This window comes from Modestobacter sp. VKM Ac-2979 (assembly GCF_026967995.1).
Classification (GTDB): Bacteria; Actinomycetota; Actinomycetes; order Mycobacteriales; family Geodermatophilaceae; genus Modestobacter.
The window spans coordinates 286378-308799 of sequence record NZ_JAPVBO010000002.1 but is presented as its reverse complement, the minus strand read 5'-3'; the positions used below and the strand labels follow the sequence as shown (position 1 = coordinate 308799).

Genomic DNA, 22422 nt, shown 5'->3' with positions numbered 1-22422 from the left:
CGGCGCTCGGTCACCCACGGCGCGCCAGTCGGGTCGCCTCAGCCGTAGTAGAGGGCGACCGGTTTCCCGTCGATCTCGCGGACGTCGACCGGGGTGTCGTAGACGGCGGCGAGCACGTCCGGGCGCATGACCTCGCGCGCGGCGGCGTCGGCCACGACGAGGCCTTCGCGCATGGCGACGATGCGATCGGCGTAGGTGGCCGCGAAGTTGATGTCGTGCAGCACGATGACCACCCGCTTGCCGAGCTCGTCGGCCATCCTCCGGATGAGCCGCATGATCTCGGTCATGTGCCGCAGGTCGAGGTTGTTCAGTGGCTCGTCGAGCAGGACGTACTCGGTGTCCTGCGCGAGCACCATCGCGACGAAGGCCCGCTGGCGCTGCCCGCCGGAGAGCTCGTCGAGGAACCGGTCCCGGTAGGGGCCGAGTTCGAGGTACCCGATCGCGTTCTCGATGTGCTCGCGATCGTGCCCCGTGAGGCGCCCCCGCGAGTGCGGGAAGCGGCCGAACTCCACGAGGTCATGCACGGTCAGCCGGGCCGCGACGTGGTTGTCCTGGCGCAGCACCGCGAGCCTCCTGGCGAGCTCGCTGGACGGCGTGGACGTGACGTCGAGCCCGTCCACGGTGATCCGGCCCGCATCGGGGGAGATCAGGCGGCCGACCAGGCCGAACAGCGTCGACTTGCCCGCCCCGTTGGGCCCGATCAGCGCCGTCACGCCCTCGCGGCCGAACGCGATCGAGACGTCGTCGACGACCGGCTGTCCGCCGTAGCGCTTGGTGACCTTCTCGAGCGCGATCACCGCGCCCCCTTCCGCAGCACGAGGTACAGGAAGAAGAGGCCACCGGCGAAGTCGATGACCGTGGACAGGGTGCCGCCGAAGCCGAAGAGCCTCTCCAGGACCAGCTGGCCGCCCAGCAGGCAGACCATGCCGATGAGCACGGCGGCGGGCAGCGTCCACACGTGACGGAAGGAACCGGCGTAGGAGTAGGCGAGGTTGGCGACGATGAGGCCGAAGAACAGGATCGGCCCCACCAGCGCCGTCGAGGCGGCGATCATCACCGAGACGCCGACGAACAGGACCATCACCACACGCTTGTGGTCCACCCCCAGGCCGACGGCGGCCGGCTCACCCAGCGTCAGGACGTCGAGGGTGCGCAGCAGCGGCACGACGACGGCGCAGCCGAGGACCACGAGGCCTGCGGTGAGCGCCAGCAACGTCTCGTCCGGCCGGGTGAGAGAGGCGAACATCGCATCGGTGAGCACCTGGAAGTCCAGCGGGTCGAGCATCCGCTGCATCCACTCGGTGAAGCTGCGGAAGAACGTGCCCAGCACGATGCCGACCAGCAACATCAGGTGGATGGAACGCCGCTTGCCCCCGAACAGCCAGGTGAACAGCAGCACGCTGAACGCGACCATCACCACGACCTGGACGAGCCACAGCGTGACCTGGTCGAACGCCAGGAACGCCGCCGACCCGGAGAAGAACACGATCAGGGTGGAGATCAGCGCGTAGAACGCGTCGAACCCCATGATCGAGGGGGTGAGGATGCGGTTCTGGGTGATCGTGTGGAACACGACCGTGGAGACGCCGACCGCCGTCGCGACGACGACCATCGCGAGCACGGTGAGGCCGCGGATCCGCAGCGCGAAGGCCAGCGACCCGGGGATGCCGGTGAACAGGTAGCCGGCGGTCAGGGCCAGGACCACCGCGCCGAGCACGGCGAGCCGGAACGCGGGGCTCGCCCAGGAGGCGGCGAGCCGGGTGCGGTGCAGCCCGACGGCGGGGAGGACGCCGGACTCCGTGCGCGTGGGGTCAGTGAGCACGGCTCCGCCTCCGCAGCAGCAGCCAGAGGAACAGCGCCGCACCGACGATGCCGACGATGACCGACAGCGGGATCTCGTAGGGGAAGCGCACGACGCGGGCGACCAGGTCGCAGGCGAGGACGAACACGGCCCCGAGGCCGGCGACCCACGGGATCGCCCGGCGCACGTTGTCGCCGATGATGAGGCTGATGATGTTGGGGACGACGAGTCCCAGGAACGGGACCATGCCCGCCGTGACGAGGACCGCGGCCGTGATCACCGCGATGATCACCATGCCGACCGCGACGACCCGCCGGTAGTCCAGCCCGAGGTTGGTGGCGAACTCCTCGCCGAGGCCGATCACGCTGAACCGGTCGGCCGCGAACCAGGCGATCCCGACCATGAGCCCGGCGATCCAGAGGAACTCGTAGCGGCCCTGCATCACCGTGGCGAAGCTGCCCTGGGACCACTGCCCGAGGGGCTGCAGGAGGTCCAGGCGGTAGGCGAAGAACGTGGTGACGGCGCCGACGACACCGCCGAGCATGATGCCGACCAGCGGGACGAGCACCAGCTGGCGCACCGGCACGACCCGGACCACCCGCAGGAACACCCAGGTGCCGAAGAGGCCGAAGACCGCGGCCACGCCCATCTTCCCGACGACGGCCAGGCCGGGGAGGAAGACCATCGTGACGAGCATCCCCAGCGTCGCGAACTCGCTGACGCCGGTGGTGCCCGGCTCCACGAACTTGTTGCGCACCAGCATCTGCATGATCAGGCCGGCGATGCCCAGCGAGGCGCCGACCAGGATCGCGGCGACCGTGCGCGGGATCCGGCTGGCCACCAGCAGGAAGGCGGCGTCCCCGTCCGCGCCGCCGTTGGCGACCGAGCTCGGGGACACGTCGGAGACCCCGACGAACAGGCCGGTGACCGCCAGCGTGACCAGGAGGACCGCGATGAGCACCCCCACCCAGGTGCGGCGTGGCCGCACCGGGGTGGAGGTGCTCGTCGGGGTGGTGGCGAGCGCCGTCAACGGGAGCCGGCGGGGCGCTCGGTCAGGGCCGTCATGGTCAGTCGGCGATCTGCAGGACGTCGTCGATCATGATCCGCGTGGTCTCGATGCCGCCGTACACGATGTACCAGGCCTGCGGGTCCAGGTAGTGGATCTGGTCCTGCTGGGCAGCCGTCGTCTGCGCGACGATCCCGTTGTCCAGCACTGCGGCAGCCGCCTGGCCGCCCTGCTCACCGATGGCGGCGTCCCGGTCGATCACCCACAGGTGGTCCGGGTTGGTCTCCAGCAGGAACTCGAAGGAGACCGGCTCGCCGTGCGTGGCCGCCTCGACGTCCTGCACCACGGGCTGCACGCCGAAGGTGTCGTAGATCAGGCCACCCCGGGCGCCGCGCCCGCCGGAGTCCTCGCCCGCCGGGGCCAGCGCGCTGAGCTTGCCGCCGGACACCATCAGACCCAGGCCGGTGCCCGCGTCGGCCGTGGCCTGGCGGGCCTCCTCGATGCCCGCCTCGATCTCCTCGACCGCTGCGGCCGCCTCGTCCTCGGCGCCGAGGACCTCGCCCAGGAAGGTGGTGTTGCGTTCCAGGGTCTCGGTGAACGAGCCGCGCATGCTCAGGTCGACGGTCGGCGCGATCTCGCTGAGGTCCTCGTACAGCGCCGCGGAGCGGCCGGCGACGACAATGAGGTCGGGCTGCTGCGCCTCGATCCCGACGAGGTCGGCCTCGAAGAGGGTGCCCACGTCGTAGGCGTCCTCGGTCAGGCTGTCCTGCAGATAGTCGGGCACGTCGTCCAACGGGGCGCCGGAGACCTCACCGCCCAGCGCGCCGATGGTGTCCAGGCTGGCCATGTCGAAGACGACGATGTCCTCGGGGTCCTTGGGGACCTCGACCGTCGTCTCCTCGTACTGCGGGTCCTGATCCTCCGCGGCGGTGTTGCGGTCCCAGGTGAAGGAGACGGCGGCGGACTCGTCGGCGGCGGCGGCATCGGTCGCGGCGTCGTCCCCACATGCGGCCAGGGCGAGGAGCACCGAGAGGGAGAGGGCGGCGCCGGCGAGCGGCCGGGAGGTTGTGCGCATGCGGGACTCCAGGTTCGGGGGAGATCAGGAAGGAGAGGCTGCCCTCACTTAGGCACGCCTAACCAATCAGGCGGATGGCCCGCTGTCACCTCGCCGTGACCCTTTTGTGACCAAGTCGATCGGATCGTCCACTCCGTGGAAAGTCGATCTGATCTCCCACTCCGTGGAAAGGGGCGCCCGCCCCTCCGGTTGCGACCCGCGAGCCACGGGCAGGAGGGGGTCATGCAGACCCGACAGCTCCGTGATCTCACCGTCTCCGCCCAGGGACTGGGCTGCATGGGGATGAGCGAGTTCTACGGCACCGGCGACCAGGCAGAGGCCGAGCGCACGGTCCGGCGGGCGCTCGACCTCGGCGTCACCTTCCTGGACACCGCCGACATGTACGGCCCGTTCACCAACGAGCGCCTCGTCGGCCAGGCCATCAGCGGCCGGCGCGACGAGGTCGTGCTGGCGACCAAGTTCGGCAACGAGCGCGGCGAGGACGGCTCCTTCATCCGGATCAACGGTCGCTCCGAGTACGTGCACCGCGCCTGCGACGCCTCCCTGCAGCGGCTGGGGGTCGACGTCATCGACCTCTACTACCAGCACCGGGTCGACACGGCCGTGCCGATCGAGGAGACGTGGGGCGCGCTCGCCGAGCTGGTGGAGGCCGGGAAGATCCGGCACGCCGGCATCTCCGAGGCCGCGCCCGACACCATCCGCCGGGCGCACGCCGTCCTGCCGGTCACGGCGCTGCAGACCGAGTACTCCCTGTGGACCCGCGACCCGGAGGAGGACGGCGTCCTGGCCACCTGCGCGGAGCTGGGCATCGGGTTCGTCGCCTACTCGCCGATCGGCCGGGGCTTCCTGTCCGGGCAGATCCGCAGCGTCGACGACCTGGAGCCCGACGACTTCCGCCGGCGCAACCCCCGGTTCCAGGGGGAGGCCTTCGCCCGCAACCTGGAGCTCGTCGACCGGGTCCGCGAGCTCGCCGAGGCCAAGGGCGTCACCGCCACCCAGCTCGCACTGGCGTGGGTGATGGCCCGGTCCGGCCGGGACGGCGCCCCGGCGATCGTGCCGATCCCCGGCACCAAGCGGGTCCGGTACCTGGAGGAGAACGCCGCCGCGGCCGACGTCGTCCTCACCGAGGACGACCTGCGGGCGCTGGACGAGGCCGCGCCCGCCGGGGCCACGGCCGGCGACCGGTACCCGGACATGTCCACCGTGCACCGCTGATCCGGCCGCCGGGCAGGATGGGGACGTGCTCCCCACCCTGACCGGCCGCCACCGGTGAGCACCCCGCTCGTCGTCGCCGCGACCGTCGTCGCCGTCGTGCTGGCCGTCCTGGGTGGGCTGAGCACGGTGCTGCGCCGCCGGATCGGCGCTGCCCACCTGGCCGGTACCGGGCTGCTCGAACTGCTGCTGCTGGTCCAGCTCGGCGTCGCGGTCGCCGCGCTGGCCGGCGGTGACCGCCCCGAGGAGCTGGCCACCTTCCTCGCGTACCTGTTCAGCGTCGTGCTGCTGCCGGTGGCCGGCGTGCTGTGGGCGCGCACGGAGCCCACCCGCTGGGCGGGCACGGTGCTCGGGGTCGCCGCGCTGGCCGTCGCCGTCATGCTCTGGCGGCTGCTGGACCTGTGGGAGGTCACCCGTGGTTGACGACGACCGGGCAGCCGACCGCGGCGCGCTGGGCCGGCCCGCCCGGGAGGCGACCGGCGCCGACCCGGGGACGATCCGCGGCCCCGGCCGGGTGCTGGTGGCGCTGTACGGGGTGTTCGCCCTCGCCGCGGGCGCGCGGGCGGCGGTGCAGCTGTCGACGCAGTTCGACGAGGCGCCGCTGGCCTACCTGTTGTCCGCCGTCGCCGCGGTGGTCTACGTGATCGCCACGGTCGGGCTGGCCCGCGGTGGCCGCAGCGGCCGGCGCACCGCCGTGGTCGCCTGCTCGGTCGAGCTGGCCGGTGTGCTGGTGGTGGGCACACTGTCGCTGCTGGACCCAGCGGCCTTCCCGGACGCCACCGTGTGGTCCGGCTACGGGCAGGGCTACGGGTTCGTCCCGCTGCTGCTCCCGGTGCTCGGCCTGTGGTGGCTGCGCCACCAGTCCGAGGTCGCCGTCGGCTCCCCGGACGACGGGCCCGCCCGCACCGGGTGACCTGCGCGGGGGACACGGGCCGGGTCGGGACTTTGGTCTGTGGTGCGCAACGGAAGCCCGTCTCATAACATCAGCCGGTGCCGTCAGACAGACGTCCCGGGGGCCCGGGCACCAGCCGGGTGCCGACCGAGGCAGCCGTGGCGTTGGCCGAGGTGCTCCCGCCCCACCCTGACCAGGACGAGCAGAGCCGCCAGCAGGCATCGGTCGTCGGAGCTGCCGAGGCGGTCCTCTCGGGTACCGACACCCAGCGCAGTGCCCAGGCGGCGCTCCCCGGGGTGCTCGCCGACGTCCCGGTCGCCGTCCTGGTGATCGACCAGGCCGCCGGCACGGTGACCTATGCCAACACCGCGGCGATCGAGCTGGCCGGCAACGTGCGCCTGCCGATCGCCGTCGACACCTGGGGCGCCTCGGCCGGGCTCACCGACCTGTCCGGCGCACCACTGGCGCGGTCCGCCGGGCCGCTGTCCGACGTCGCCGCCGGCCGGCTGGTCACCGGCGAGGCGGTCCGGCTCAACCCCCGGCGCAGCTCGGACGAGCAGCGCGCCGCCGACACCGACCTGGCCGGCGACCAGGTGCTGTGGGTGAGCGGCTTCCCGCTGTCCCGGGACGACAGCGGGCAGCGGATGTCGCTGGTGGTCTTCCTCAAGCTCGACGGGCCCGCTGGCGGGTCCGACCCCGAGGCACAGCTGCAGGCGCTGCGGGAACGCGCCGTCGTCGCCACCGACATCGCCTTCAGCATCACCGACCCGCGGCAGGAGGACGACCCCCTGGTGTGGGTCAACCCGTCCTTCAGCCGGATCAGCGGCTACAGCTACGAGGAGAGCGTCGGGCGCAACTGCCGCTTCCTGCAGGGGCCGGCGACCGAGCAGAAGGCCGTCGCCGACCTGCGCCAGGCGCTGCAGGACGAGCAGCCGGTCACCACCACGCTGCTGAACTACCGCAAGGACGGCACCGCCTTCTGGAACCAGCTGTCGATCACCCCGGTGTTCGACGGCGAGGGCACCCTGGTCAGCTTCGTGGGCGTGCAGACCGACGTGACCGAACGGGTGCGGGTCGAGGACGACCGCAAGGCCGCGTTCGCCGCCGAGCGGGCCGCCCGCCGGGACGCCGAGGAGGCGCACGCCGCCGCCGACGCCGCCCGGGTGGAGGCCGAGCGGGCGCAGAGCCGGCTGGCCCTGATGGCCGAGGCCACCAGCACGATGAGCGCCACCCTGGACATGTCCGACCTGCTCGGCCGGCTGGCCTCGTTGTGCGTCCCGCTGCTCGCCGACTGGGTCTTCCTGACCCTGGTCGACGAGCACGGCGTCGTCCGGGCCACCGCCCACCGACACCGCGACGGGCGGGACGCCGAGCTCGCCGAGATGGCGCTGCTGCACGCGTCCAACCTGCCGGAGGCCTCGCCCACCCGGCGGTCGCTGGTCACCAACGAGCCGGTGCTCGTCGAGCAGGTCACCCCGGAGTGGATCGAGCAGGTGTTCCCGCTGCCGGCCACCGCGGAGCTCTTCCGCACCTTGGGCGGCGTCTCTGCGGTGACGGTCCCGCTGGTGGCCCGCCGCCGGATGCTGGGGGCGATGGCCCTGGTGATGGCCGAGGAGGGCCGGGCGTTCTCCAGCGAGGACGTCGACCTGGCCCGGGACCTCTCCCGCCGGGCGGCGATGGCGATGGACAACGTGCGGCTCTACCAGCAGGAGCACACCGTCGCGGAGACGCTGCAGCGGTCACTGCTGCCCGAGCTGCCGGAGATCCCGGGCATCACCGCCGCGGCCCACTACCTCAGCGCGTCGAGCGCCGCCGACATCGGCGGCGACTTCTACGACCTGCTGCACCTGCCCGACGGCAGTGTGGGGCTGGCCATCGGCGACGTCGTCGGGCACGACGTCGCGGCGGCCGCCGCGATGGGACACCTGCGCGGCCTGCTCCGGGCCTGCGCGTGGGACGCCGGCGACGGCGACCCGGGGGAGATCCTCGGCCGGGTCGACCGGCTGGTGCAGGGCCTGGACGTGGCCCCGATGGCGACGATGACCTACGGCCGGGTCGAGCGACCCAGCGCCGAGGGGGAGCCCTGGCGTCTGCAGCTGGCCAACGCCGGGCACCCGCCCCTGCTGCTGCGGCACGTCGACGGCACGGTCGAGATGCTCGACGGGGTCACCGGGATGCTGATCGGCGTCGACGTCACGCACCGGCGGGCGTCCCGGTCGGTGGAGATCCCGTCCGGGGCGACGCTCGTGGCCTACACCGACGGGCTGATCGAGCGGCCTGGCGAGGACATGGACCACGGGATCGCCGCGCTGGTGCAGCGGCTCCAGGACGCCCCGGTCGACGACGACCCCGCTGCGCTGTGCGTGCACGCCGTCGGCGACGACCCCGACCGCCGCGACGACGTCGCGGTCATGGCCCTCCGCTTCAGCTGAGGAAGCCCCCCTCACCCCTCGCGGGCCCGGGGCGCGCCTCTGGGCGGGGCCGCTCCAGCACGTCACCGCTCCTCGGGGGCCAGTCGCGCCTGCTGGAGGCCGTAGGCGCCGCGGTGGAACAGCAGTGGCGTGCGGGAGGCGTCGGCGCCGAGGTCGAGCACCCGCGCGACGACGATCATGTGGTCGCCGCCGTCGTACTCGGCCCACAGCTCGCTGTCGATCCAGGCGACGACGTCGGCGAGCACGGGGGAGCCGTGCGGGCTGGGCGACCACTGCACGCCGGCGTACTTGTCGGCGCCGGAGCGGGCGAACTGCCGGGACAGGCCGCTCTGCTCGTCGGCGAGCACGTTGACGCAGAACCGGCCGGCCCCGCGCAGCAACGGCCAGGTGCGGGACGTGCGGGCCGGGGCGAAGGCGACCAGCGGCGGGTCCAGGGACAGCGAGCTGAACGACTGGCAGGTGAAGCCCACCGGGCCGTCGGCGGCCATCGCCGTCACCACGGTGACGCCGGAGACGAAGTGCCCGAGCACGTTCCGCATCACCGAGGGGTCGACCACTGCCGGGGGGACGTCCGCTCCTGGGTTCACGCCGTCGATCCCATCACGCGCGACCCGGTGGGGCACCGTGCGACCGGTCACCCACCGCTGACCACCGCGCCGCGGGGCTCGTTGCGCCCACCGGCCCGGTACAGGGAGCTGGGCAGCTGACGACCGACGGCCCGCTCGGTGACCGCGGCCGCGGCCAGGACGGCGTCCAGGTCGATGCCGGTCGCCACGTCGGCGTCGGCCAGCCAGTAGACGAGCTCCTCGGTGGCGATGTTGCCGCTGGCGCCCGGCGCGAACGGGCACCCGCCCAGACCGCCGACCGAGGCGTCGAGCTGGGTGACGCCGGCCTGCAGGGCCGCCAGCGCGTTGGCCTGGCCGGTGCCGCGGGTGTCGTGGAAGTGCACGCCCAGCGGCACGCCCGGGCAGGCCCGGCGGACCTCGTCCAGCAGCCGCACGACGCGCGCCGGGGTGGTCGTGCCGATGGTGTCGCCCAGACACAGCTGGTCGGCGCCGGCGGTGACCGCGGCCCGGGTGACGTCGACGGTGCGGGCCACCGGCGTCCGCCCGTCGAACGGGCAGTCCCAGGCGGTGGCCACGATGACCTCCAGGGAGCCGCCGGCGCCGTGGGCGAGCTCGGCGATCTGCCCCACCGCGGCGATGGCCTCGGCGGTCGAGCGGCCGGCGTTGGCGCGGCTGTGCGAGTCGGCGGCGGAGACCACGTACTCCAGGTGCGCGATCCCCGCGTCGACCGCCCGGACCGCGCCCCGCGGGTTCGCCACCAGGGCGGAGAAGTGCACGCCGTCGAAGCGGTGCAGCTCGGCGGCGACCTGGTCGGCGTCGGCCAGGGCGGGCACCGCCTTCGGCGAGACGAAGGAGGTCACCTCGATCCGCCGGACGCCGGTGGCCACCAGCGACTCGAGCATGGCCAGCTTGCCGGCCAGGGGGACCGGGTCCTCCAGCTGGAGCCCGTCCCGCATCCCGACCTCACGGACGTCGACCGCCGTCGGCAGCACCAGGTCGAACTCGTTCACGCCAGGCCTCCTCGCCTTCGACCCCCATCCTGCCCCCGGGTCCCGGTTCCACGTGGAACCGGGACCCGGGTCAGCCGTGGACCGCGTCGTGAAAGACGATCTCCGCTTCCAACACCGCGGCGAACCAGCGGTCCAGCGCGGTGTCGTCGGCCAGCTCCGGCGGGAGCGCATCGACGTCGGCGCGCAACGCCGCCACCTGTCCCAGGAAGGCAGGCTCGGCGTGCAGGTCGATCCAGGCCTGCAGGTCGGGGTGCCGGTCGGCAGGCTGCGCGGCGGCCGCGGCGCACCAGCGGGCGTACATCGTCTCGGCGGCGAGCATCCCGGTCAGCGCGGCGGGGCGGCCGGCCTCGGTCACCTGTCGCAGCACCAGCTCCGACAGCACCGCGGCGCGCGCCAGCGTCGCCGTTGCGTCCTCGACCGGCCAGCGGTGGCGCAGGCCCGCGAAGTAGTCGCGCTGCTCGGTGACGAGGTTGGTGAGCGACCGAGCGGACGGCAGCAGCTCCGCCCAGCCCTCCGACTCCCACACGACCCGGCCGAGGACCCGGGCCGCGGTCAGCACGAAGGCCTCCTCGACCAGCAGGTACCGGGCGAAGTCCCCGGCCGGGAGCGTGCCCGCCGTCGCCTCCCGGACGAACCGGATGTCGCAGGCCCGGTCCAGCAGGGCGGCGTGCCGCTCGACCAGCCGCGCCGAGCGGCCGCCGGTCACCCGCGGACCAGCCAGCGCACCAGGCCGTCGAAGAGGTCCGCGTAGCCCGGCCACTCCTCGCAGAAGGCCGGCGGCGCCCAGTGCGGCGAGCAGTCGGAGGTGAAGACCCCGGCCCGGCCGGCGCCGAAAGGGCCGAGTGCGACCAGCGGGTCCTCGCCCACCAGGGCGGGCACCTCGGCGCCGTCCTTGGCGACCGTCCGGTTGTACCCGAGCAGTCCAGGCCAGTCGGCGCCAGCGCCGCCCAGCGCGGCGTGCCCGGGGTCGACGACGGTGGGTGCGATGCCGGCCGGGCTCTCGACCCGGTCGTCCTCGGGGAGCATCGTCACCGGGAGCACCTCGGCGATCGCCGTCTGCCGGAACGCCGCCCGAGCCTGGAAACCGCTGAAGGACAGGTAGCCGCCGATCATCAGCAGCGCACCGCCGTCGCCCACCCAGTCGCGCAGCGCCCCGAGGCGGTCCTCACCGGGCTGGAACCGCTCGAAGACTTGGGGGGCCAGCTGGATGGAGTTCGCGCCGATGTCGGAGAGCACCACGAGGTCGTAGGCGGACAGTGCTGCGGCGTCCCCCGGGAAGTGGGTCGGCACGAGGTGCGCCGGCAGGTGCTCCACCACGTGACCGCGACCGGTGAGCGCGTCACGCAACGGTCCGACGCCCTCCACGTAGGAGTGCACGGAGAACTCGTCCACCCCCTTGACGTGCGTCGAGGTGGTCATCCAGCTCTCACCGGCGATCAGGATCCGGGCCATCGGTCAGCGTTCCTTCCGTGCGGCGCCGTCGAACAACGTCCGCGGGTTGTCGGTCATGAGTGCGGCCACCACGTCATCGGCGAGGCCAGCAGTGCGCAGCCGGTCGGCGAAGACGACGGGGACGTAGGCCAGCCCGTTGCCGCCGAAGCGGCTGAGCATCGCCTTGAGGAACAGGTCGTGCGAGAGCAGGACGCGGGAGCCGTGCCCGGCCTGGACCAGCGTCACGACGGCAGCGGTGGTCTCCGCCGGTGACGGCGACCGGCCCTCCCCGGGGAAGTCGAAGGGCATGCCGACCATGTCGAACTCGAGGAACGTCCCGCGGGCGGCGACCGACCGCTGGTGGTCGGGGTCCCCTCCGGAGGGGTCCATGTGGCACAGGACGACGGCGGCCGGGTCGACCCCCTCCTGGTCGAGCACGACGTCGAGCACCTCGTGGGCGCGCCGCAGCCAGCCGGGGAGGTGCACGAACAGCGGCACCCCGACATCACGCTGCGCCCGGCAGGCAGCCCGCAGCGCGGTCCGCTCGTCGTCGGTGAAGGCGGGGGAGACCCCGATCTCGCCGATGACGCCGGGCCGGAGGTCGTGCGCTGCGTCGAACTCGGCCACCAGCTCGGCGGCCAGCTCATCGGGCGTGGACGTGGCCAGGTGGGCCGGGTGGCTGGCCTGGAGGTACCAGCCCGAGCCCATGACCACCTGCACGCCGGTGCGCTCGGACAGCGCCCGCAGCCGTTCCGGGTCGCGGCCGATCCCCGGTGGGGTCAGGTCGACAACGGTCCGTCCTCCGACGGAGGCGAACACCTGCAGGTCCGCGGCGATGGCGTCGAGGTCGTCCAGCCGGCAGTTGTCGGCGTTCTCGTAGGGGTGGTCGGCCAGGAGCCAGGCCAGGCCCGCCGACACCGGGGCGTCCAGCAGCCGGCGCAGGCGGGGGTCGGCCGCCGGGCGGAAGGCCACCGTGTTGTCGTTGACCAGGTGCTCGTGGGGGAGCACCACGCCCAGGTCGGCCGAGTCGACGTCGCCGAGGACCGTGCGGACCGTGCTCACCGGCCGCCCACCAGGCCACGCAGTGCCCCGCCGATGTCCTTGCCGCGGAGGTTCACCCAGATCACGGCGAGCAGCACCGTCCCGGTGATGATCGGCGTCAGGAACGGGCTGACCCCCATCAGGGTGAGCCCGTTGGCGATGACGCCGGTCAGGATCGCCCCGATCAGCGTGCCCACCACCGTCCCCCGTCCGCCGAAGAGGCTGGTCCCGCCGATGACGACCGCGGCGATGACCGTGAGCTCGAAGCCCTGGGCGGCGTTCGCCGAGCCGGAGCCGAGCCGGGCGGCGATGAGGAGGCCCGCGACCCCGGCGGCGAGCCCGCTCAGGCAGAGCGCCAGCATCTTGATCCGCCGCACGTTCACGCCGGCCCGGCGGACGGACTCCTCGGCCGAGCCGATGCCGATGACGTACTGACCGAAGCGGGTCCGGTGCAGCACCACGATCCCCAGGACGACGCACACCAGGGCGATCCAGGCGCTGCTGGAGAAGCCGAGCCACCGCGCCGTCCCCAGCTGCGCGACGAACGTCGAGCGCTCGATCGGCACCGAGAAGCCCTCGGTGGTCAGCAGCGCGATGCCCCGGATCACCGACAGGGTCGCCAGCGTCACGATGAACGCCGGGATCCCGGCGTAGGCGGTGAACCACCCGTTCACCAGGCCCCACCCGGCGCCCAGGAGCACCCCGGCGATCAGCACGAGGGAGGAGTCCCAACCGGTCTGCAGCAGCTGGGCGGAGACCGCGGACACGAAGGCGACGATCGAGCCGACCGACAGGTCGATCTGGCCGGAGGTGATCACGAACGTCATCGCCACCCCGATGATCACCACCGGCGCCACCTGGGTGGCCACGTTGGAGATGTTCGCGAAGGTCAGGAAGGCGTCGGAGGCGACGGCGAAGAAGACGCAGACGGCCAGGGTGACCCCGGCCATGACCAAGGTGGCCTTGTTCACCCGCTCCCACCAGGACTGCTGCTGGGCCAGCCGGGTGGCCGACTCCCCGGGCGGTGCGGTGGTGGTCGTGGTGGTCACGCTGCTTCCTCCTGCCCGGGGGCGGAACGGGTGATGAGACCGACGAGCTTCTCGATGTCGAGGTCCTTGATGAGCGCGTCGTCGACGCTCTGCCCCTCGTACATCACGGTGATCCGGTCGCAGACCCGGAAGAGGTCCTGCAGGCGGTGGGTGATCAGGATGACCCCGACCCCGCGGCGCGCGACGTCGGTGATCAGCCGCAGGACCGACTCGACCTCGGCGACGGCGAGCGCGGCGGTCGGCTCGTCGAGGATGAGCACGTCGGGGGCAAAGGACACCGCGCGGGCGATGGCCACCGTCTGCCGCTGACCGCCGGAGAGGGTGCCGATCTCCTGGTGGGTGCTGGTGACCTTGACGTGCAGGTCGGCCAGGATCTGCGCGGCCCGCTCGTGCATCGCCTTCCGGTCGAGGAACGGGCCCTTGCGGGGTTCCCGGCCGAGGAACAGGTTGCTGGCGACGTCGAGGGTGTCGCAGAGCGCCAGGTCCTGGTAGACGATGCCGATCTTCTCGTCCTGTGCGGCCGAGGGGTTGCTGAAGCGCACCGGCCGGCCGTGCACCCGGATCTCCCCGGCGTCGTGCTGCACGGCCCCGGCCAGCACCTTCATCAGCGTGGACTTGCCGGCACCGTTGTCGCCGACGAGGCCGAGGACCTCCCCGCGACGCAGGGTGAGGTCGACCCCGCGCAGTGACTTCACCGGCCCGTAGGACTTGGTGATGCCCTCGAGCTCGACGAGGAGGTCCCCGGTCTCGTCAGCCATGCCTCAGCCCTCCAGGTAGTAGAGGTAGTCGGAGACGTTCTCCGGCGTCACGATCTGGATGTCGACGGGGTTCTCCTTCTCCACCGGGTTGCCGCACGCCAGGTCGATCGCCGCGGCCATCGCCTGGTAGCCGAACTCGAACGTGTTCTGCTGGACGACGCCGGCGATCCAGCCCTCCTCCAGGCCCTCGACAGCAGGATCGGAGAGGTCCCAGCCGACGGCGGTCACCCGGTCCTGCGCGCCCTGGCTGCGCACCGCGGCGGCCAGGCCGATGAGCGCCGGCTCACCGGTGGCGTACACGTACTCCAGGTCCGGGTTGCCGGTGAGCAGGTTCTCCGCGGCCGCCTGAGCGTTCTCCTGGACGTTGCGGCCGTCGACCACGGTGCCGATGGTCATCCCGCCGGCGGTGACGGCCTCCTCGAAGCCCTGCTGGCGCTCCAGCTGGATGGTGCTGTTCAGGGCACTGACGATGCCGACCTCGCCCTCGCCACCGGAGATCTCCAGCAGCTCCGCACCGATCAGCGCCCCGCCCTCGGCGTTCGCCGTGCCGACCTGGGCGTCCACTGCCGGGTCGTCGACGATGGCGTCCACCGCCACCACGGGGATGCCCGCGGCGTCCGCCGCCCGGATCGCGGGCTTGATGCCCTCGGTGTCGACCGCGGCCACGATCACCGCGTCCACCCCGTCGGCGACCAGCGTGTTGATCGCGTTCGCCTGGGTCACCGAGTCGTCGTTGCCGCTGATGATCTGCAGGTCGACGTCGTACTCGTCGGCCATCGCCTGCGCGGCGTCGTTGATCTGGTTGAAGAACAGCGCCTGCAGGTTGATCGTCACCAGGCCGATCTCCAGGGGCTCGTCGGTCTCGCAGCCGACCGGCTGGACGCTGGGCTCCGGCAGCGAGCCGGCCGACGAGCTGCCGCTGGCTTCGGCTTCGCCGTCGGCCGACGGCGCAGGGGCGCTGTCGCAGGCGGCCAGGGCGAGCAGGCACGCGCCTGCGGCTAGGGCGAGGGGGCGCTTCATGGGTCCTCCAGGGTGCGGTGCCGGATGCTGCGGGATCGCGGTGCGCGGGAACGGCGGTGCTGGGGAGCGGCGGTGCAGGTGGTGCGTCAGGTGGCAGACGAGCCGACCGGAGCCCCGGCCAGAGCTGCGTCGACGAGTGCCGGGGCGGGCGCGGCGCGCGCGCCCGGGACGGTGCAGGACAGGCTGGCGGCGACGCCGGCACGGGTCGCCGCAGTGGGCGGGGAGGAGCCGGCGGCCAGCGCGGCCAGGTAGGTGCCGGTGAAGCAGTCGCCGGCCCCGGTGTCGTCGACGACCTCGACCTCGAGCGCGGGCCGGGCCGCCACCGGACCGTCGGGCTGGTGCAGTGACCATCCCCGAGCCCCGTCGGTGACGACGAGCGTCACCCCGGCGGCTCGTGCCAGCGCGGCCCACTCGGCAGCCGGCACCGCCAGGAGCTCGGTGAGCCGCCGGCGCCCGACGACGACGTGGTCGGCGGCCTGCATCGCGGCGACGGCGACGTCGCGGTCGTCGCAGCCGTCGAGGTCGACGGCCAGGCGGACCCCCGCCCGGACAGCCTGCTCGAGCTCTGCCGCGCGGTAGCCGTCGAGGTAGAGCAGCCCACCGTCGGCAGCCAGCCGGTCGGCGACCGCTGTCACGTGGGCCGGCCCCAGGGCGTCGTCCTCGCTCACCACCGAGCGCCGGCCGTCGGCGTCCACCAGCACGATCGCGGTGGACAGGAAACCGGTGCGGTCGGTCCACCCGGTGTCGATGCCCTCAGCCGTGAGCTCGGCGAGGAACCGGGCGGACAGCGGATCGTCGCCGACCACGCCGGCGAAGGCGACCTGCGCACCGGCGCGGGCAGCGGCGACCGCCGCGTTGGCGGCCATCCCGCCCGGCAGGTGCTCCACGGTGACGGCGTGCACCCGCTCGTCGGGACGCGGGACGTGGGGCACCCGGCCGACCACGTCGAGGTTGGCGTACCCGCAGAAGACGATCACCGGCCGGCTGCCCGCGCGACGGCGCGCACCTTCTCGGGGTCGACCCGTCCCCACCACCGACTGTTCTCCTTGGCGGCGGAGGCGACGATCGCGCCGTCGCACTCGGCGAGCAGTGGACCGACGTTGGTCGGGTCGATGCCGCTGCCGATGATCACGGGGAGCTGAGTGTGGTCGCGGATGCCGACGACCTCGGCCACGGACGTCGGGTGACCGGTGCGGGAGCCGGTGGCGATCAGAACGTCGGCGTCGAAGAACTCGGCGTCCTCGGTCTGCTCGGCCAGCGTGCGGTCGGCGACGATGGCGTGTGCGCCGTGCTTGACGTGCACGTCGGCGAAGACCTTCACCGGGTCGGCCCCGATCGCGTGCCGGTACCGGGTGGTACTGGCCGCCTGGCCCTCGATGATCCCCTCGTTGGCCACGTAGGCGTTGGCCCACTGGTTGACCCGGATCCAGCCTGCCCCGGCGGCCCAGGCAGCGGCGACCGAGCACTGGCCGGCGTTGGAGAGCACGCTGACCCCCACCTTCGTGCCGAGCTCGGCGACGACGGCGGCGGTGATCACGCCCATCGTCGCGGCCACCTCGTACCCGTGTTCCCCCGGCTTGAGGAACGGCAGGTCCCAGTGGTTCTCCACGATCACGGTGTCGAAGCCGTTGCCGACGTAGGCCTGCGTCTCCTCGACGGCGAACCGGCACAGCTCGGCCACCGACTGACCGCGGTAGGAGGGGCTGCCGGGCAGCGGAGGCAGGTGCACAGCACCCACGAGCGTCTTCTCCGTGCCGAAGAGCTCGGCCATCGCCGAGGGCTTGCGGGGGTACACACCGAGCTGCGCTGCCATGTCCACGCCCATCCAGGTAATCGATTGCACAACGAGGTCGACGGTAGTGGCGAACCCCACTGTCCCGTCAATAGGCAATCGTTTACATTCATGTTTCCGCTGGTCAGCCGTGCGTCATCCGTTGGACACGGACGTGCGGCACGCTCCCGCACGCGCGGTCGGCGATGATGACGTGGTCAGTGGGCCGACAGAGGAGGGCGCGTGGGGCGGGTGACCATCCGCGACGTCGCCGAGCTGGCGCAGGTGTCGACGGCGACCGTCTCCCGCGCACTGTCCGGGGCCAAGCCGGTCTCCCCGGCCGTCGTCGACCAGGTCCGTCGCGCCGCCGACGAACTCGGCTACGCCGGGAACGGCATCGCCAGCGCACTGCGTCGCAGCCGGACCGACACCGTCGGCATGGTGGTCCCCAGCATCGCCAACCCCTTCTTCACCGGCCTCGTCGAGCACGTCGAGCACGCCCTGCAGGACGCCGGCCGACAGCTCTTCCTGTGCTCCTCCCGCTCGGACCCGGAGCTGGAGGCGCAGCGACTGCGCAGCCTCGTCGCCCGCCAGGTCGACGGCATCATCATCAGCCCGGTGCACGGCAGCCTGAGCACGACGGCGGTGCGGCGGGCCGCGGACGAGCTGCCCCTGGTTCAGGTCGACCGCTACGTCACCGGGGTCGACAGCGACTGGGTCGGGGTCGACGACGACGCCGCACTGGAACTGGTCATGGAGCACCTGGCCGACCGCGGTGTCCGCTCCGCCGCGTTCGTCAGCTCGCAGCTCACCAATTCCTCGACGGAACTGCGGGTCGCGGGGTTCCGCCGGCACGCCGAACGCCTGGGCATCGCCGTGCGCGAGAGGGACGTCCTGCTGGGCGAGTACTCGATCGAGTGGGGCCGACAAGCCGCCCGCACACTGCTGGCCGACGGCCCCCGACCGGACGCCGTCGTCTGCGCCGACGACCTGATCGCCCTGGGGATGCTGCAGTCGTGCGCGGCGGCAGGCGTCGACGTCCCCCGTGACCTGCTGGTCACCGGGTTCGACGACATCCCGTTCGCCGCACTGAGCCATCCGTCCTTGACCACCGTCCGGCAGCCGCAGGCGGAGATCGCGGCCGAGGCGGTGCGCCTGCTGTCTCGGGTGCTGGGCGCGCAGGAGGCCCCGCCCTCGCGGGTGGCGCTACGGCCCTCGCTCACCATCCGGTCGAGCACCAGCCGCTGACCGGTTCCACGTGGAACCGGTCAGCGCGGCCAGCGGGCGAGGACGTCGGCGAACGCGGCGGCGGCCTGCTCGGCCTCAGCCACCTCGACGTGCTCGTCGACGGCGTGCATCACCGCGGGGGTTCCCGGCCCCCACACCACGATCGGCGCCCCGCCGGTGACCGCGGTGAGCACGGAGGCGTCGGTGAAGTAGGTGGCCGGCGCGTCCTGCACCTCGACGGGCAGGGTGGCCACCCACGGGTCGTCGGCGGGAGTCCGCACCGCCGGGAGGTCGACCAGGACGTCGACCTCCGCCACCTCGGCCTGGGAGCGCCACCAGGCGGTCAGCCGCTCACCGGTGCCCACGGTGCGCTGGTCGATCAGCACCTCCGCCCGGTCCGGGACGACGTTGGGCACCGTGCCGCTGTGCAGCACGCCGGGGTTCCAGGTCTCGGCGCCCAGGAACGGCGCACTGGTCAGCGGCAGCTCCCGGCCCGCCCGGCCGAGCACCGCGACCAGGTCCAGCAGCGCGTTGTGGCCGCGTTCGGGCGTGCTCCCGTGGGCGGCGCCCCCCCGGGTCCGGACGGCGAGCCACAGTGCGCCCCGGTGGCCCAGGACCACCCGGTTGCCCGTCGCCTCCGGGACGACGACGGCGCCCACCGACAGGTCCGCCACGGCCCCTGCCGCGGCAGCGGCACCCCGCGAGCCGATCTCCTCGTCACTGGTGAGCAGCAGGGCGAGCGGCGTCTCCGGGTCCGCCGCGGCCAGCGCCGCGACCGCAGCGACCACCCCCGCCTTCATGTCCGAGGCGCCACGACCCCAGATCCGGCCGTCGTCCAGGTCGGCGCCGAACGGGTCCCGCTGCCACCCGTCGGGGTCGCTGGCCGGGACCGTGTCGACGTGGCAGGCGATGACCAGCCGTGGCCTCGCCGGGTCGGTGGCGGAGGTGAGCAGGGTCCAGGGCTGCTCGCGGTCGGGGCCCTCGGTGCGCTGCAGGTGCGGGGCCGCCTCCGTCGCCACGTCGGTGACCAGGCCGAGCAGGCCCCGTTGACCGGCCGCGTCGCCGGAGATGGTCGGGGTCCGCACCAGCTCGCGGATCAGCTCGGCGACGTCCAGGGCAGGGGCGCTCATGGACCGATCATGGCCCGCGCCCCTGCCCGCCGCTCAGCTGCCCACCGGCTCCGGGGTGCGCTCGGCCTCGACGGTCCGGCCGAGCTTGGCGCCCTCGACGTCCAGGTCGGGCAGCAGCCGGTCCAGCCAGCGCGGCAGCCACCAGGCCGAGCGGCCCAGCAGCGCCAGCACGGCGGGCACCAGCGTCATCCGGACGACGAAGGCGTCGACCAGGACGCCGACCGCGAGCCCGAAGGCGATCGCCTTGACGGTCACGTCCTCGATGGTCACGAAGCTGCCGAACACCGAGAACATGATCAGCGCCGCCGCGACCACCACCCGGGACGCGTGCCGCATGCCGGCGACCACCGCGACCTGCGGGGCGGCCCCGTGCACGAACTCCTCGCGCATCCGGGACACGAGGAAGACCTCGTAGTCCATGGCCAGGCCGAAGAGGACCGCCATCAGCAGGATCGGCATGAAGCTGATGACCGGCCCGGTGGCCGGCACGCCGAAGACGTCCATCAGCCAGCCCCACTGGAAGACCGCGACGACGGCGCCGAACGAGGCGCCGACCGACAGCAGGAAGCCCAGCGCGGCCTTGACCGGCACCAGGACCGAGCGGAAGACCAGCAGCAGCAGGACCAACGCCAGGCCCACGACGACCAGGGTGAACGGCAGCAGCGCGTTGCCCAGCCGGTCGGAGACGTCGATGGCGACGGCGGTCTGCCCGGTCACCGTCACGTCGGCGCCGGTGTCGGCACCCAGGTCGTCCGCGAGGTCGCGCAGCTCGGCGACGAGGGCGGTGGTCGCCTCGTCCTGCGGACCGCTCTCCGGCACCACCTGGACGATCGCGGCGGTGCCGTCGGCCAGCACCTGGGGCGCGGCGAAGGCGACGTCGTCCAGCCCGCCGGTGAACTCCCCGGGCTGCCCGGTCGGCGTGCCGCCGATCGCGGCGGCGGCCTGGCCGGCCGTCTGCTCGGCGGTCGCCGGCTCCAGACCGTCGAGGAAGACGATGAGCGGGCCGTTGGCCCCGGGGCCGAAGAACTCGCTGACCGCGTCGTAGGCCTGCCGGGTGGTGCTCTCCTCGGGGGCCGTGCTGGCGTCGGGCAGGGCCAGCCGCAGCTGCAGCGCCGGGATCGAGATCACCAGCAGGCCGACGACCGTGACCAGCACGGTGAGCAGCGGCCGGCGGGTGACGAAGGCGCCCCAGCGGGCGCCACCGGTGCGCGCCGGTACACCGTCGTGCTCGGCGAGCGCGCGCTCGCGACGGTCGGCGCGGGACCCCGGCTTGGGCACCAGCCGGGAGCCGGCGAAGCCCAGCAGTGCGGGCAGCAGGGTGAGCGCGACCAGGACGGCGACCAGCACGGTCCCGGCGGCGCCCAGGCCCATCACGGTGAGGAAGGGGATGCCGACGACGGCGAGCCCGGAGAGCGCGATGATCACGGTCAGGCCGGCGAAGACGACGGCGGACCCGGCGGTGCCGGCGGCCCGCCCCGCGGACTCCTCGGGGTCCATGCCGGCGGCCAGCTGCGCGCGGTGCCGGGACAGGATGAACAGCGTGTAGTCGATGCCGACCGCCAGGCCGATCATCAGCGCCAGCGTCGGGGCGGTCGAGGAGAGCGTGATCAGCCCGGACGTCGCCAGCAGCCCGGTGAGCCCGATGCCCACGCCGACCAGCGCGGTCAGCAGGTTCATGCCGGCGGCGAGCAGCGAGCCGAAGGTGATGACGAGGACCAGGACGGCGACCACGACGCCGATGAGCTCCAGCGGGCCGACGGTGACCGCCCCGGTGTTGAAGGCGGCCCCGCCGACCTCGACCTCCAGGCCTGCGTCGGTGGCCGCGGTGGTGGCCGCCTGCAGGTCCTCCAGGGCGGTCTCGCCGAGCTCGGGGCCCTGCACCGAGTACTGCACCGGCGCCCGGGCCGCGCGCCCGTCCGGGCTGATCGACTGGGCGGCGAAGGGGTCCTGCACCCCGGCCACCTGGTCGACCTGGCCGGCCGCGGCCACGGTCTCCGCGATCGCGGCGGCGTACTGCGGGTCGGCCACCGTGGCGCCCTCGGGGGCGATGAACACCAGCTGCGCGCCGACGCCGGCGGCTGCGGGGGAGACCTCGTCGAGCCGGTCCAGCGCCGCCTGGGACTCCGAGCCGGGGATGGTGAACTCGTCGTCGAACTCCCCGCCGATGGTGAGGAAGAGCGTCACGACGAGGCCGAGGACCGCGAGCCAGGCCACGGAGAACAGCCCGCGGCGGCGGTAGGCCGCGCGGCCGATCCGGTAGAGCAGGGTGGACATCGGTTCTCCTGGGTTCAGCCGGGTCAGGGGGTGGTCGGGGTGCTCGACACGGCACCGCGGACGAGGGAGAGCAGGGCGGTGCGGCGCAGGGGCTCGAGGTCGCCCTGCGCGGTGAGGGACATGACGGTGAGCCCGCTGAGCAGCGCGGTGGCCGCCCCGATGAGGTCGGCCGCGGGCAGGGTGAAGGTCAGCCCCGCCTCGGCGGCCATCCGGTCGACCAGCTCGGCGAGCCGGCTGCCGAGCTGGTCGTCGTGCCGGCGCAGCACCTCGGCGGCCTCGGGGTTCCGGGCGGCGTGCAGCGTGTACTCGGTGACCACCAGGGCCCAGGTGCGGTCGCAGCGGAAGGCACCCAGCACCCGGTCGACCGCGGCGGCGAGGGGGTCCGGCTCGTCGGCGAGGCCGGTGAGGAGCTCGGCCACCCGGGCGAGGTCGCGCTCGACCTCGCGGGTCATCAACGCCTCGAACAGCTCGTCCTTGGTCTTGAAGCTGGAGTAGAAGGCACCGCGGGTGAACCCACCGCGGCTGCAGATGTCCTCGACGCTGGCGGAGGCGAAGCCCTGCTCGGCGAAGGTCTGCAGGGCGGCGTCCAGCAGCCGCTCGACGGTCGCCTCACGACGGCGCTTGGGCCGCTGCAGGTCGACGTCGGTCACGATGCAGGACTGTATTGGATACAGCCGTGCATCGACATGCGAACTGCGTCACGCCCGGTGCCCGGTCCCCCCATCGG

At 73.1% G+C, this 22422-nt stretch carries 22 protein-coding genes; 5 read left to right on the top strand and 17 right to left on the bottom strand.

Annotated elements, in window-relative coordinates:
• Positions 1–38 precede the first annotated feature (38 nt).
• From O2W15_RS06015 to O2W15_RS06000, 4 genes are read right to left on the bottom strand one after another with little or no spacing between them, the layout of a single operon-like run.
• Positions 39–797, bottom strand: coding sequence for an iron ABC transporter ATP-binding protein (locus O2W15_RS06015; RefSeq protein ID WP_269178753.1), 759 nt, complete (start codon positions 795–797; stop codon positions 39–41).
• The gene (locus O2W15_RS06010; RefSeq protein WP_269178752.1) at positions 794–1822 is read right to left on the bottom strand and encodes an iron chelate uptake ABC transporter family permease subunit; all 1029 of its coding nucleotides are present in this window, start codon (positions 1820–1822) and stop codon (positions 794–796) included. The genes O2W15_RS06015 and O2W15_RS06010 overlap by 4 nt, the downstream gene beginning before the upstream one ends.
• A complete protein-coding gene (locus O2W15_RS06005; protein ID WP_269178751.1) occupies positions 1812–2831 on the bottom strand; it encodes an ABC transporter permease in 1020 nt (339 codons plus the stop codon). Before O2W15_RS06005 ends, O2W15_RS06010 begins: the two co-directional genes overlap by 11 nt.
• Before the next feature lie 37 nt (positions 2832–2868).
• Positions 2869–3882 (bottom strand): siderophore ABC transporter substrate-binding protein, encoded by a 1014-nt coding sequence (locus O2W15_RS06000; RefSeq protein WP_269178750.1) that lies wholly within the window; start codon positions 3880–3882, stop codon positions 2869–2871.
• Positions 3883–4104: 222 nt separating this feature from the next.
• On the opposite strand from O2W15_RS06000, the gene O2W15_RS05995 reads away from it, so the two are divergent.
• The 4 genes from O2W15_RS05995 (at position 4105) to O2W15_RS05980 (ending at position 8418) form a co-directional block, all read left to right on the top strand.
• Positions 4105–5097, top strand: a complete 993-nt coding sequence (locus O2W15_RS05995) for an aldo/keto reductase (protein ID WP_269178749.1) — start codon at positions 4105–4107, stop codon at positions 5095–5097.
• A 54-nt stretch (positions 5098–5151) separates the two neighbouring features.
• On the top strand, positions 5152–5517 hold the full coding sequence (locus O2W15_RS05990) for a hypothetical protein (protein ID WP_269178748.1): 366 nt from the start codon (positions 5152–5154) through the stop codon (positions 5515–5517).
• Entirely contained in the window at positions 5510–6007 is a 498-nt protein-coding gene (locus O2W15_RS05985; protein ID WP_269178747.1) for a hypothetical protein, read from the top strand. The genes O2W15_RS05990 and O2W15_RS05985 overlap by 8 nt, the downstream gene beginning before the upstream one ends.
• Positions 6008–6084: 77 nt before the next feature.
• On the top strand, positions 6085–8418 hold the full coding sequence (locus tag O2W15_RS05980; RefSeq protein ID WP_269178746.1) for a SpoIIE family protein phosphatase: 2334 nt from the start codon (positions 6085–6087) through the stop codon (positions 8416–8418).
• Positions 8419–8480: 62 nt separating this feature from the next.
• Here O2W15_RS05980 and O2W15_RS05975 read toward each other — a convergent pair whose 3' ends face one another.
• The 10 genes from O2W15_RS05975 to O2W15_RS05930 form a co-directional block, all read right to left on the bottom strand.
• Positions 8481–9005 carry a flavin reductase family protein gene (locus tag O2W15_RS05975; RefSeq protein WP_269178745.1) on the bottom strand — a complete coding sequence of 175 codons (525 nt, stop codon included), beginning with the start codon at positions 9003–9005 and terminating at the stop codon, positions 8481–8483.
• A gap of 47 nt (positions 9006–9052) precedes the next feature.
• The gene (locus O2W15_RS05970; protein WP_269178744.1) at positions 9053–9994 is read right to left on the bottom strand and encodes a hydroxymethylglutaryl-CoA lyase; all 942 of its coding nucleotides are present in this window, start codon (positions 9992–9994) and stop codon (positions 9053–9055) included.
• Between the two features lie 70 nt (positions 9995–10064).
• The gene (locus tag O2W15_RS05965; protein WP_269178743.1) at positions 10065–10700 is read right to left on the bottom strand and encodes a TenA family protein; all 636 of its coding nucleotides are present in this window, start codon (positions 10698–10700) and stop codon (positions 10065–10067) included.
• Positions 10697–11446, bottom strand: a complete 750-nt coding sequence (locus tag O2W15_RS05960; protein ID WP_269164168.1) for a glutamine amidotransferase — start codon at positions 11444–11446, stop codon at positions 10697–10699. Before O2W15_RS05960 ends, O2W15_RS05965 begins: the two co-directional genes overlap by 4 nt.
• A gap of 3 nt (positions 11447–11449) precedes the next feature.
• Entirely contained in the window at positions 11450–12487 is a 1038-nt protein-coding gene (locus tag O2W15_RS05955) for a phosphotriesterase family protein (protein ID WP_269164167.1), read from the bottom strand.
• The gene (locus tag O2W15_RS05950) at positions 12484–13515 is read right to left on the bottom strand and encodes an ABC transporter permease (protein ID WP_269164166.1); all 1032 of its coding nucleotides are present in this window, start codon (positions 13513–13515) and stop codon (positions 12484–12486) included. The genes O2W15_RS05955 and O2W15_RS05950 overlap by 4 nt, the downstream gene beginning before the upstream one ends.
• Entirely contained in the window at positions 13512–14273 is a 762-nt protein-coding gene (locus O2W15_RS05945) for an ATP-binding cassette domain-containing protein (protein ID WP_269178742.1), read from the bottom strand. Before O2W15_RS05945 ends, O2W15_RS05950 begins: the two co-directional genes overlap by 4 nt.
• A 3-nt stretch (positions 14274–14276) precedes the next feature.
• Positions 14277–15293 (bottom strand): substrate-binding domain-containing protein, encoded by a 1017-nt coding sequence (locus O2W15_RS05940; RefSeq protein ID WP_269164164.1) that lies wholly within the window; start codon positions 15291–15293, stop codon positions 14277–14279.
• 86 nt (positions 15294–15379) lie between these two features.
• Positions 15380–16270, bottom strand: coding sequence for a carbohydrate kinase family protein (locus tag O2W15_RS05935; RefSeq protein ID WP_269178741.1), 891 nt, complete (start codon positions 16268–16270; stop codon positions 15380–15382).
• Positions 16267–17106 (bottom strand): BtpA/SgcQ family protein, encoded by an 840-nt coding sequence (locus O2W15_RS05930; protein WP_269164162.1) that lies wholly within the window; start codon positions 17104–17106, stop codon positions 16267–16269. The genes O2W15_RS05935 and O2W15_RS05930 overlap by 4 nt, the downstream gene beginning before the upstream one ends.
• A 201-nt stretch (positions 17107–17307) precedes the next feature.
• Between O2W15_RS05930 and O2W15_RS05925 the strand changes: the two genes are divergently transcribed.
• Positions 17308–18312 carry a LacI family DNA-binding transcriptional regulator gene (locus O2W15_RS05925; protein ID WP_269164161.1) on the top strand — a complete coding sequence of 335 codons (1005 nt, stop codon included), beginning with the start codon at positions 17308–17310 and terminating at the stop codon, positions 18310–18312.
• 20 nt (positions 18313–18332) lie between these two features.
• Here the strand turns inward: O2W15_RS05925 and O2W15_RS05920 are convergent, their stop codons facing one another.
• Genes O2W15_RS05920 through O2W15_RS05910 form a run of 3 tightly spaced genes read right to left on the bottom strand, consistent with a single transcriptional unit; the run spans position 18333 to position 22345 of the window.
• A complete protein-coding gene (locus O2W15_RS05920) occupies positions 18333–19421 on the bottom strand; it encodes a M20 family metallopeptidase (RefSeq protein ID WP_269178740.1) in 1089 nt (362 codons plus the stop codon).
• A 33-nt stretch (positions 19422–19454) separates the two neighbouring features.
• On the bottom strand, positions 19455–21695 hold the full coding sequence (locus O2W15_RS05915; RefSeq protein ID WP_269178739.1) for an MMPL family transporter: 2241 nt from the start codon (positions 21693–21695) through the stop codon (positions 19455–19457).
• 23 nt (positions 21696–21718) lie between these two features.
• The gene (locus O2W15_RS05910) at positions 21719–22345 is read right to left on the bottom strand and encodes a TetR/AcrR family transcriptional regulator (protein WP_269178738.1); all 627 of its coding nucleotides are present in this window, start codon (positions 22343–22345) and stop codon (positions 21719–21721) included.
• Positions 22346–22422: the final 77 nt, after the last annotated feature.